The 11094-nt window shown below is 68.0% G+C and carries 10 protein-coding genes; 5 read left to right on the top strand and 5 right to left on the bottom strand.

What is annotated here, in order from left to right:
- The first annotated feature begins 114 nt into the window (after positions 1 to 114).
- Both JVH1_RS04400 and nudC read left to right on the top strand, forming a co-directional pair.
- Complete coding sequence (locus JVH1_RS04400; RefSeq protein ID WP_009479578.1) at positions 115 to 1182, top strand: TrkA family potassium uptake protein; 1068 nt, start codon at positions 115 to 117, stop codon at positions 1180 to 1182.
- A 20-nt stretch (positions 1183 to 1202) separates the two neighbouring features.
- The gene (nudC, locus tag JVH1_RS04395; RefSeq protein WP_009479579.1) at positions 1203 to 2114 is read left to right on the top strand and encodes an NAD(+) diphosphatase; all 912 of its coding nucleotides are present in this window, start codon (positions 1203 to 1205) and stop codon (positions 2112 to 2114) included.
- Here nudC and JVH1_RS04390 read toward each other — a convergent pair.
- Positions 2111 to 2365 carry a mycoredoxin gene (locus JVH1_RS04390; RefSeq protein WP_009479580.1) on the bottom strand — a complete coding sequence of 85 codons (255 nt, stop codon included), beginning with the start codon at positions 2363 to 2365 and terminating at the stop codon, positions 2111 to 2113. The genes nudC and JVH1_RS04390 overlap by 4 nt on opposite strands.
- 80 nt (positions 2366 to 2445) lie before the next feature.
- Here JVH1_RS04390 and JVH1_RS04385 point away from each other — a divergent pair, with 80 nt between their 5' ends.
- Together JVH1_RS04385 and JVH1_RS04380 are read left to right on the top strand one after the other, a co-directional pair.
- On the top strand, positions 2446 to 4584 hold the full coding sequence (locus tag JVH1_RS04385; protein ID WP_009479581.1) for an ATP-dependent DNA helicase UvrD2: 2139 nt from the start codon (positions 2446 to 2448) through the stop codon (positions 4582 to 4584).
- 450 nt (positions 4585 to 5034) lie between these two features.
- Complete coding sequence (locus JVH1_RS04380; protein WP_016883149.1) at positions 5035 to 5376, top strand: WhiB family transcriptional regulator; 342 nt, start codon at positions 5035 to 5037, stop codon at positions 5374 to 5376.
- Between the two features lie 87 nt (positions 5377 to 5463).
- Here the strand turns inward: JVH1_RS04380 and JVH1_RS04375 are convergent, their stop codons facing one another.
- The 3 genes from JVH1_RS04375 to JVH1_RS04365 form a co-directional block, all read right to left on the bottom strand.
- A complete protein-coding gene (locus JVH1_RS04375) occupies positions 5464 to 6819 on the bottom strand; it encodes an AarF/ABC1/UbiB kinase family protein (RefSeq protein WP_009479583.1) in 1356 nt (451 codons plus the stop codon).
- The gene (locus tag JVH1_RS04370) at positions 6816 to 7709 is read right to left on the bottom strand and encodes a hypothetical protein (protein ID WP_009479584.1); all 894 of its coding nucleotides are present in this window, start codon (positions 7707 to 7709) and stop codon (positions 6816 to 6818) included. The genes JVH1_RS04375 and JVH1_RS04370 overlap by 4 nt, the downstream gene beginning before the upstream one ends.
- Positions 7710 to 7827: 118 nt before the next feature.
- Entirely contained in the window at positions 7828 to 9255 is a 1428-nt protein-coding gene (locus tag JVH1_RS04365; protein ID WP_009479585.1) for a zinc-dependent metalloprotease, read from the bottom strand.
- A gap of 112 nt (positions 9256 to 9367) precedes the next feature.
- On the opposite strand from JVH1_RS04365, the gene JVH1_RS04360 reads away from it, so the two are divergent.
- Positions 9368 to 10390, top strand: a complete 1023-nt coding sequence (locus JVH1_RS04360) for a PDZ domain-containing protein (RefSeq protein ID WP_009479586.1) — start codon at positions 9368 to 9370, stop codon at positions 10388 to 10390.
- Between the two features lie 4 nt (positions 10391 to 10394).
- On the opposite strand, the gene JVH1_RS04355 is transcribed toward JVH1_RS04360, so the two are convergent.
- On the bottom strand, positions 10395 to 11006 hold the full coding sequence (locus tag JVH1_RS04355) for a PPA1309 family protein (RefSeq protein ID WP_009479587.1): 612 nt from the start codon (positions 11004 to 11006) through the stop codon (positions 10395 to 10397).
- Positions 11007 to 11094 lie beyond the last annotated feature (88 nt).

Below are 11094 nucleotides of genomic sequence, written 5' to 3'. Positions count from 1 at the left end.
GCTTGCCCGAGCAACTCGGTTCGCGACAACGAGGCTCCGACGTGTCACCGATGGGACAATCGGGGTTAGGCTGCCAGCCGATGTCGGAGTTCAGTGCAACGTGGGGACGAACATATGGCCGGTAGGCTGCGTGAGAGATTGACCAGGTCGGACACCCTGACCGACCGGCCTGACTTCGCGTTGGTGGGGGTGCTCCGGATTCCGGAGCTGCAGACCAGTCCGGCGCGGGCGATCTACCGCCGCGTGGGTATCGCCCTGGCGGCGTTGATGTTGGCGGTTCTCATCGTCTACATCGACCGGGCGGGCTACCGCGACGCGCAGGACAACGAATTGTCGCTGCTCGACTGCATCTACTACGCGACGGTGTCGTTGTCCACGACGGGCTACGGCGACATCACGCCGTTCACACCGTCCGCGAGGCTCGTCAACGTTCTCCTGATCACGCCTCTTCGAATCTTCTTCCTCATCGTCCTCGTCGGTACGACTCTCTCCGCGCTCACGCAGAGCTCCCGGCAGGCGTTCAAAATCCAGCGTTGGAGGCAGCACGTGCGCAATCACACCGTGGTGATCGGCTACGGAACCAAGGGACGCACCGCGATCGACGCGATGCTCGGCGACGACGTTCCGCCGTCGGAGATCGTGGTGGTCGACACCGATCATGCGGTGCTCGACTCGGCGGCCAGCAAGGGGCTCGTCACGGTCCACGGGTCCGCCACCAAATCGGACGTGCTGCGGTTGGCGGGCGCGCAGAACGCGTCGGCGATCATCGTTGCGGCCAACCGTGACGACACCGCGGTGCTGGTGACGCTGACGGCGCGGGAGATCGCACCGAAGGCGAAGATCGTCGCGGCGATCCGCGAATCCGAGAACACGCATCTGCTCCGGCAGTCCGGCGCCGATTCGGTCGTCGTGTCGTCCGAGACCGCGGGCCGGCTCCTCGGCATCGCGACGAAGACGCCGAGCGTCGTCGAGATGATGGAGGACCTCCTGACTCCGGAGGCGGGTTTCGCGATCGCGGAGCGCCCCGTCGAGCGGGACGAGATCGGCGGCTCCCCACGTCACCTCGCGGACATCGTGCTCGGTGTGGTGCGGGACGGGCGGCTGATCCGGGTCGGCTCTCCGGAGGTCGATTCGATCGAGGAGAACGACCGACTGCTGTACATCCGTCGGGTCGCCAACTGACCGGCAGTAGTGTCGAGGGCGTGACTGAATTCCGGCTCAACGACACCCCGCTCCTGTCCCGCTCCGCCGTCGGGCGGGCCGAGGAATTGCGTTCGGACACGGACGCCCTTCGAGCGGGCTGGCGGGATGCGCTGCTGCTGCGCGTCAATCACCGCGGACAGGTGCGGGTGGGGGACGACGGCCTCGTGTTCGCGGAGGCCACCGAACTCGGCCCCGAACCGCAACGCGGGGCGGTCTTCCTCGGCATCCGCAAGGACCGGCACGTATGGGCGGTGCGGGTGCAGGCGCTGACCGGCGAGCTCGCCGATCTCCGGATTCTGGGCGGGACGCTGGACGACGCGGACGCGGGCGTACTCACCGGGGCCCTCGCGATGCTCAACTGGCACGACAGCGCAGGCTTCAGCGCGCTCGACGGCGCGCCGTCCGAACCGACGATGTCGGGGTGGTCGCGGATCTCGACGAGCACCGGGCACGAAGAATTTCCCCGCACGGATCCGGCGGTCATCTGCCTCGTGCACGACGGCGGAGACCGCGTCCTGCTGGCCCGGCAGCCCACGTGGCCTGCGCGGCGGTTCTCGATCCTGGCCGGATTCGTCGAGGCCGGTGAATCGCTGGAGACGTGCGTCGTCCGGGAGATCAAGGAAGAAGTGGGTGTCGACGTTCGTGACGTGCGCTACCTGGGCAGCCAGCCGTGGCCGTTTCCCCGGTCGGTGATGATCGGGTTCGCGGCCGTCGGCGATCCCGACGCCCCGCTGACGTTCGCGGACGGCGAGATCGCCGAGGCCCGGTGGTTCACTCGGGACGAGGTGCGGACGGCACTCGAACTCGGCGACTGGGCGTCGGACACCGACGCCCCGCTGCTGCTCCCGGGCTCGATTTCCATCGCGCGGGGAATCATCGAGTCCTGGGCGGGAGCAGCGACGGAGTCCTAGGCGTCGAGGAGCTGCTTGACCTGCGCCAACGACGGGTTGGTCGCGGTGCTGCCGTCGGCGAACTTGACGGTGGGGACGACGTGGTTGCCGCCGTTGACGCTGCCGACGAACTCCGCCGATGCCGGGTCGTCCTCGATGTCGATCTCCACGTAGCCGATGCCGGATTCGTCCAGCTGGGTCTTCAGGCGCCGGCAGTAGCCGCACCAGGTGGTGGAGTAGATGGTCAGGGCGGGGGTGTCGGTAGCAGTCACGGCGGATATAACACCACGACTCCGTCGTGTGTTCCCACTGCGGTGTTCGTCCGCTTCGCGCCGTGTCGGTTGCCCCTGTCATGATGGACGCCATGTCAGCAGCCGGCGCAGCAGAGGTGACGAGTACCGGTCTCGATCCCGAACAGTCCGCAGCGGTACTCGCTCCCCGGGGCCCGGTGTGTGTGCTGGCGGGGGCCGGAACAGGGAAGACCCGGACCATCACCCGGCGTATCGCGCACCTCGTGGCCAGTGGGCACGTCGCCGCGGGGCAGGTGCTGGCGGTCACGTTCACGGCTCGCGCGGCGGGCGAGATGCGCGGCCGGCTGCGCAGCCTCGGGATCGGCGACGGGGGAGCGCAGGTTCAGGCGCGCACGTTCCACGCCGCCGCACTGCGACAGCTGAGGTACTTCTGGCCGCAGGTGATCGGCGACACGGAATGGCGGCTGCTGGACCGCAAGTTCGCGGTCGTGTCGTCCGCCGCCGGACGGGTCGGGTTGTCCACCAGCACGGAGAGCGTCCGCGACCTGGCGAGCGAGATCGAGTGGGCCAAGGCCTCGCTGATCGCGCCGGAGGACTACCCGCGTGCGGTGGCCAAGTTACGCAGGGAGGCGCCGGTCGACGCCGCGAAGGTCGCCGAGGTCTATCACGGCTACGAGCAGCTCAAGGCCCGCGGCCAGGACGGGATGCTCCTCGATTTCGACGATCTCCTGCTCCACACGGCGGCGGCGCTCGAGGAGCATTCGGCTGTCGCCGAGGAGTTCCGCGACCGGTACCGATGCTTCGTCGTGGACGAGTACCAGGACGTCACCCCGCTACAGCAGCGTGTCCTCGACGCCTGGCTCGGGGAGCGGGACGACCTCACCGTCGTCGGTGACGCCAACCAGACCATCTACTCGTTCACCGGCGCCACACCCAACTACCTGCTCGACTTCTCGCGCCGGTTCCCCGAGGCCACCGTCGTGCGCCTCGAGCGCGACTACCGTTCGACCCCCGAGGTCGTGTCGATGGCGAACCGGGTGATCGGAGCGGCCCGCGGCAGGATCGCGGGCACCCGTCTGCAGCTGATCGGGCAACGCGACTCCGGACCGGAGCCGAGTTTCGTCGAGTTCGACGACGAGCCGGCCGAGGCCGCCGGGGTGGCGCGCACGATCAAGCGGCTCATCGCGTCCGGCACTCCGGCCGCGGAGATCGCGGTCCTGTACCGGATCAACGCCCAGTCCGAGGTGCACGAGCAGGCGCTGACGAAACTCGACATCCCGTACCAGGTCCGGGGCGGAGAGGGATTCTTCACGCGCACCGAGGTGCGTCAGGCCGTGGCGGCACTACGTCAGGCCGCAGGTCGCGACGACCTGCCGGATGCGGTCGGCGCCGACCTGGTCACGCTCGTCCGCGCGGTCCTCGTTCCGCTGGGGCTGACCGACGCGGAACCGGCGGGTGCGCAGGCTCGCGAACGGTGGTCGTCGCTGTCGGCGCTGGTCGCGCTCACCGAGGAGCAGCTGACCCAGGACCCGGAGTTGACCCTCGACGCGCTGTTGCGTGAACTGAGCCTGCGGGCCGAGGCGCGGCACCCACCCGTCGTGCAGGGTGTGACGCTCGCGTCCCTGCACGCCGCCAAGGGGCTCGAATGGGACGCCGTGTTCCTCGTCGGGCTGACCGACGGAACGCTGCCCATCCAGCACGTGCTCGGCGACTCCAATTCGGCACCGGACGAGGCCGCCGTCGAGGAGGAGCGCCGGTTGCTGTACGTCGGCGTGACCCGCGCCCGGGAGCACCTGCAGATGTCGTGGGCGCTGTCCCGGAACGAGGGCGGCCGCAAGTCGCGGCGCCGTTCGCGGTTCCTGCACGGCCTCATCCCCGAGGATTCACCTGCCTCGCGGATCGCGGCGCCCGCCAAGAGCACCAAGAAGCGTCCACGGTGCCGGCTGTGCGGAAAACAGCTGATCGGGACGACCGCGACCATGCTCGGTCGCTGTGAAGGGTGCCCGTCGAACGTCGACGTGGAACTGCTCGAATCGCTGCGGTCGTGGCGGCTCGAGAAGTCGCGGGAGCTGAAGGTTCCGGCGTACGTGGTGTTCAGCGACAACACGTTGACGGCTCTCGCCGAGCAGCGACCGCAGGACGATCGCGGGCTCGTCGCGATCCCCGGAATCGGTGCGAAGAAGCTCGAGCAGTTCGGTGAGGACGTCCTCGGTGTGATCAAGGGAAGCGGTAGTCCCTGAACGACTCCCGCGCGGTGAGTGAGTAGTGCGCATCACTGCAGGTCAAAAATAGGTTGTGCGGTTCTGGAGAATTGCCTACTGTGGTTTCAGTGCGCGGGGAGACCCGTGTGGTTCACATCGGATCGAGAAGAAGTGGAGGTGGCAGTGAAATGACGAAGTACCAAGCACATGAGACGGCAGTCGCTGCTGCCTCCGCACTGTTCGGCATGAACGCGGCGGAAGCGGCACCGGCGATTGTCTGGTCGGCAGCCCGTCGTCGTCCCGCAGCAGCAGTCGAGTCCGTGTATCGGAGTTGTCGAGGAATTCCTCGGTAGGCCAACTCCCACCGTCTTTTCAAGGCCACGGACCCGCATCGCGGACCGTGGCCTTTGTAGTTCGAGCACCTTTCCCGCTCGCAGCCTCGGCTCTGGTTCGCACCCACTTCATCGAACCGAAGAATTGACCGTCGCAATGAGAGCAGAGGAGAAGGACGTGTCTACCGTGACATGCCGAGGGGTATCCGAAACCTCAACCGCCACAAGCGGATTTGTTCAGATAGTGTCCGCGCGTGGTGACCTGCCCTGCCGGGTCGACGATCCCGACCTGTGGTTTGCGGATTCTCCCACCGAGCTGGAACAGGCGAAGGCGCTGTGCGCGTCCTGCCCGATCCGCTCCCGCTGCCTCGACGCGGCCCTCGATCGGGGTGAGCCGTGGGGCGTGTGGGGTGGGGAGATCTTCGACCAGGGTGTCGTGATCGCCCGCAAGCGTCCCCGGGGACGTCCGCGCAAGACTCAGACTCTGGTCTGTGCGTAGAAACCGGTACGGGGCGGGAGAATTCGGGCGTTCGCCCGGCCACTCACACGAGTGGTCCGGGCGAACGCCCGTTCTGTGTCTTCGAGGTCAGACGGTGTCTTCGTCCTCGGGTGCAGGCTCGGCGAACCCGGGGAGCCACCGCGTGAGGATCTCCATGTACGGCGCGTACGCGTCCAGCTGAGCGCAGATTCCCACCGAGCCGACGAGAACCCGGAAGATCATCAGGTACTCCGCCGGCAGATTCAGTGCCCGGGCCGTCCGGAACTGCGCACTGTTGAAGTCGGTCGCGGAACCCGCGGCCTTCTGCAGCCAGGCACGGGTGAAGTGGAACGATTCGGTGCGGATCGGGTCGGTGACGGGACGCAGGTAGTCTGCGATCTCCTTGTCGGTGACCGTCCGGCCGGGCAGAACGAATCCGTTGGCGTGCAGCAACTCCGTCAGTTCGTCGAACTGCTCGTGGAGCGCCAGCCGGACCATGGACCCGAGCACCGGGGGAAGACCGTGCGGAAACGGTGCCGCGGCACCGAAATCGATGACACCGAGGCGGCCGTCGCTGTGCAACATGAAGTTGCCCGGATGCGGATCGCAGTGGAGCAGGCCGACGCGGGTGGGGGAGGCGAAGTGGAACTCCGCGAGCAGTGCACCCGCGGTGTTGCGTTCCTCGGGGGTGCCGTCGGCGATGATGGCCGACAGCGGCTTCGCCGACATCCACTCGGTGACCACCACCTTGGGGGCACTGGCGACCACGTGCGGAACCGCGAATTGTGGATCCCCGTCGTACACCTTGGCGAAGCGGCGCTGATTGTTCGCCTCGATCCGGTAGTCGAGTTCTTCCTCGGTGCGGGCCGTGAACTCGTCGATGACCGGGCGCACGTCGACGCCGGGCATGACCGAGGCGAACAGTCCCGCGAACCGGCCGAGCGTCTTCAGGTCGGCGCGCAGCGCCTCGTCGGCGCCGGGGTACTGAACCTTGACGGCCACGTCGCGACCGTCGGCCCACACCGCGCGGTGCACCTGGCCGATGCTGGCCGATGCGGTCGGGGTGTCGTCGAACGACTGGAACCGGTCACGCCACTTGGTGCCCAGCTGCTGGTCGAGCATTCTGTGGACGGCCCGCGCGGGCAGGGGAGGCGCCTGCGCCTGCAGCTTGTTCAGCGATTCACGGTAGGGTTCCGCGAACTCCTCGGGGATCGCCGCCTCCATGACGCTGAGCGCCTGCCCCAGTTTCATGGCGCCGCCCTTGAGTTCGCCGAGGACCGCGAACAATTGCTCGGCGGCCTTCGCGCTCAGCTGGGCGTCGATCTCGTCCTTGTCACCGCCGGTCAGCTTCCGGCCGAAGCCCATCGCGGCACGCCCCGCGATCCCCAACGGGATGCTCGCGAGTTTGGCGGTGCGGGCGGAACTCCTGCGGGGGATGTCGGACACCCCACCATCATGCATCATGACCGAAGCCGGTTCGATTCGCCCACGGCGGGTGCCAGATACGTGCAGCTGCAGCTCGCCTGCCGTGGCCAGCGCCGGGTCGATAGCCGGTGCGCGCCGAGATCGATCTCGAGCGTCGCGTCGAGGCTGCTGGGCGGCGCGCCTCGCGGAGCGGCCAAGACGGCTTCGAGTTGGCCGAGGGCGACTGCTGCCGTGGCCATGATCACGGCGGGGCTCGCGTGCCCGACCGTCCCGAGGAGCTGAGCGGACAGGTGCGGCCAGTCCTCGTCGTACGCGGCACGGAGGAGGTCGGCGCACCGTAGGCAGCTGGTGTGGCCCGGGAGCACCAGAGGGCCGACCACACCGCGGCCGTCACGCAGCCGGACCTGCAGGTGCGGTATGCCGTTCTGGACCAGATCCGCGACGAGCCGAGGTTCTGCCACCAGATCGTCCGCGAGTACGACGCACAGAACGTTCCACCGCCGGACGTCGCTGTCGGCGGAATAGCGGAAGGAGCGGGAGACCCGGATACCGCCGTCCGTGAGCCCGGCCGACACCGCATCCGACAGCGGGCCGCGCCCGTGCACGCGAATCGGGATCGTGTCCGCGACGGGGGACGTGCCTGCGACATCGATCAGACCGGCCCGGTCGAGGTCGCCGAGCAGTTTCGACACGTCTGTGGGCGCCAGGCCGTACCCGACGGCGGTCCACAGGATGTGCGGCCGCGAGTTCTTGCCGTCGAGCAGTCGGACGACGGCCAGGAGTTGCTCGGTCCGGACCCCGGGCGGCGGGGCGAGTACGAGCGCGCGTTCGGGATCCCAGCCGAACTGCACCCGCCCGTCGGGGCGGACGAGTACGGCGATCCGGGGATCGAGAGTGACACCGACGTGGGGTGTGGGCTGGATGGTCACACGCTGAGGATCGCAGGCCACGACCGGGCATCAGCGCCGAAAACGCGGGTTGTCCACAGGCCGAAACATACCTCGACCTGCAGACTTCCCGCTATCGAAAATTGGTGGGATCGGAAGGTCAGGACTCGGACTCGTCGTCTTTGCCGGACTTGCCGCGTTCGGCTTCCTCGGCCCGCTCGCGCGCCTCGGTTGCCTCCAGCTGTGCCATCGGATTGTCGAAGTCGCCGCCGTCGCCGCCGCCTAGCACACGTTCGACGAACGCATCCGGGCTGTCGAGATCGGATGAGTCGGGCAACAGGTCGGGGTGGGCCCAGACACCGTCACGGGCATCGACGGTCGACTCGGACGTGAGGCGAGTCCACAGCTGCGCGGCCTCCCGGACCTTGCGAGGACGCAGTTCGAGTCCGACGAGCGTCGCGAACGTCTGCTCGGCGGGTCCGCCGGTCGCACGCCTGCGGCGCAGCGTCTCGGTGAGGGCCGCGACGCCGGGGAGTCGGTCGTTCAGTGCCGACGCGACGACGACCTCGACCCAGCCCTCGATGAGGGCGAGCAGCGTCTCGAGTCGCTCGAGAGCCTGCTTCTGCTCGGGTGTGGTCTGCGGTTCGAATGCGCCCTGCTGCAGGATGTTCTCGAGCTGCGACGGATCGGTCAGTGCAGACGGGTCGAGTCCCTTCGCCATGTCCTCGATGGCCGAGAAGTCCATCGTGATGCCGCGGGCGTACTCCTCGACGGTGGCGAGAAGACGCTGACGCAGCCACGGGACGTGGCTGTACAGGCGCTGGTAGGCGGCCTCCCGTGCGGCGAGGAAGACGAGGATCTCGCGGTCGGGCTGTTCGAGGCCCTTGCTGAACCGCTCCACCGCGGCGGGGAGCAGTGCGCCAGTGCCTGCCGGACCGAGGGGGAGACCGATGTCGGTGGAGGTGAGCACCTCCTTGGACAGCTGCCCCAGGGCCTGGCCGAGCTGGGAGCCGAACGCGAGGCCACCCATCTGGCTCATCATGCCGATCATCGGGCCTGCCATCTGCTGCGCTTCCTCGGGCAGCCCCTGCACCCACATGCCGGACACCTTCTCCGCGACCGGGTCGCACAGCCGCTTCCAGGTGTCGAGAGTGTTGTCGAGCCAGTCGTTGGGCGTCCACGCGACGGTCTTCGTTGCGCCCGCGGGCAGCGTCGTCGCGGCATCGAGCCACAGTTCCGCGAGCCGTGAGGCATCGGCGATCGCCTCGGAGTTGCCCTGGGTGATGGGAGCGACGGACCCCATCTGCTGGCGCGCGAGCTTCTTCGCGATCTCGTAGTTGACCGGGCCGGTCTGCTCACCGGAGCCCATCGACGTGCCCATCCCGCTCAGCATCTGGCCGAACTGGGTCAGCATCTGGCCGAGGGCGGCCGGGTCGAAGCCCCCGGCGGGGAAACCACCCGCCCCGAAACCGAAGTCGTCGGAACCGCCCGCGTTCTTGTCGCGGTCGGGCCCGTTCTGATCCCCCGTGTTCTTGTCACGATCGGGATCGTCGTCGGGTTTGGAGAAGCCGAAGGGCGGATTGCTCATGACTCAACGGTACAAGGCGCGTGGTTCCGTGGTGTCCACCTCGTCACGCTGACGGCGAACACGCGGACGGCCGACAACGGTGTCCACGGGTTCGCGCTCTACGCTGGTCCAGGTGAATCGACGGATCGTGACGCTTCTGGCTGCGCTGGCCCCGATCGTGGTACTCGGAATTCTCGGCACGGTGATCACGGTGCCGTACGTGGCCCTCGGGCCGGGACCCACGTTCAACACACTCGGCGAAGTGGGGGGTGAGGAAGTCGTCGCCATCGAGGGAACGGAGGTCGACGACACCACCGGCCACCTCAACATGACGACGGTCGCCGTGCGCGACGACCTCAACGTGTTCGAAGCGTTCGGGTTGTGGGCCAGTGGGCGTCAGGGCATCGTCCCCCGCGAAGAGGTGTACCCGCCGGACAAGTCGAAGGACGAGGTCAAACAGGAGAACGACGCCGACTTCCAGCAGTCGGAGGACAGCGCCGAACTCGCTGCGCTCCACTTCCTGGGTAAGCCGGTGGACCTGCGGATCGCCAAGGTCGGTGAGGACGGACCGTCCCAGGGACTGCTGCGCGAGGGCGACGTAATGGTGAGTGTCGACGGAAAGCCGGTCTCGACGGTCGGTGGCGTGCAGGAGGCGGTGGCCGATGTGCCCCCGAACACGGAGGTGCCGATCGTGATCCGGCGCGACGGCGCCGAGACGACGGTGCGGGTGGTGCTCGGCGCACGCCCGGACGACGAGTCCAAGGGCTACCTGGGGATCACTCCCGAGGAGATCCCGGACGTCCCGTTCACGATCGACTTCAACCTCGCCGACGTGGGCGGCCCCTCGGCAGGGCTCATGTTCACCCTCGCCGTGATCGACAAACTCAGCCCGGGCGAACTCAACGGCGGCAAGTTCGTCGCCGGCACCGGCACGATCGACTCCGACGGCGACGTCGGCCCCATCGGCGGCATCAAGTACAAGTTGATCGCCGCGGAGGAGGCGGGTGCCGAGACGTTCCTCGTGCCGGCGAAGAACTGCGACGAGGCACGCCAGGGTGCGCCCGACGGGCTCCGGCTGGTGAAGGTCGAGAACCTCGACGGCGCCGTCGACGCGCTCGAGGCGATCAATACCGGAGCCGACGCGCCGCACTGCTGAGCGGTCAGTCCTCCTCGGTCGCGTCGAGGGTGGCGTACAACGCGCTGATGAGATTCGGCGCCAGATCCTCGTAGGTGAGCAGTTCGATCCCGGCGTACGGGTCGGCGTCCTCGTCGGGGCGCAACTGCATCAGGCACAACGACGGTCCGTCGCGCAGCACGGCGGCGATCAACCGGGCGGACCGGCGGTCGGGATGCGACTCGGCCGCGGCCCGCGCGGCGTCGTCGGCGGCGTCGCGATCGGACAGCAGGGGGACGAGCGCGTCGTCGAGGTCGGACTCCGCCTCGGGCGGCAGAACGACGATCTCCTGCACGAGGGCGCACCCCACCACGGACTCCGGCCAGCTGGTGGTGGCGAGGAACTCGTCGAGTGCGCGCGACCCGCCGTCGATGTCGTCGGGGAACGGATCCTGTTCCACCGGGGTCAATTCCGAGCCGTCGGCGAGCTGGTCGAGCAGGCTCGGTTCGGCGGCCGCGAGCAGTTCGGTCGGGACGAGTGCGAACATCTGGGGCGGCTGATCCCACCCTCCGGCATCGACGAATTCGACCACCTCGCGCACACAGCGGGCGAGGGCGTCCGTCTCTCTGTTCACATTCTCTTCACTCACGAGACCCATCTTCGCACCCCCGGCACAGGACCGACGGCCGCATCTCCCGGTTGTTACGTAGAGTGGGACGAAACGGTCACGCCCTTGCTGTTCGGGT

Source organism: Rhodococcus sp. JVH1 (assembly GCF_000280725.2).
GTDB lineage: Bacteria > Actinomycetota > Actinomycetes > Mycobacteriales > Mycobacteriaceae > Rhodococcus_F > Rhodococcus_F jostii_A.
This window is presented reverse-complemented; position numbering and strand designations above follow the sequence as displayed.

Coding starts and splice junctions, on each gene's coding strand:
- JVH1_RS04400 (WP_009479578.1), top strand. CDS start 115: ATGGCCGGTAGGCTGCGTGAGAGATTGACCAGGTCGGACACCCTGACC.
- JVH1_RS04385 (WP_009479581.1), top strand. CDS start 2,446: ATGATGGACGCCATGTCAGCAGCCGGCGCAGCAGAGGTGACGAGTACC.
- JVH1_RS04380 (WP_016883149.1), top strand. CDS start 5,035: ATGAGAGCAGAGGAGAAGGACGTGTCTACCGTGACATGCCGAGGGGTA.
- JVH1_RS04375 (WP_009479583.1), bottom strand. CDS start 6,819: ATGATGCATGATGGTGGGGTGTCCGACATCCCCCGCAGGAGTTCCGCC.
- JVH1_RS04365 (WP_009479585.1), bottom strand. CDS start 9,255: ATGAGCAATCCGCCCTTCGGCTTCTCCAAACCCGACGACGATCCCGAT.
- JVH1_RS04355 (WP_009479587.1), bottom strand. CDS start 11,006: ATGGGTCTCGTGAGTGAAGAGAATGTGAACAGAGAGACGGACGCCCTC.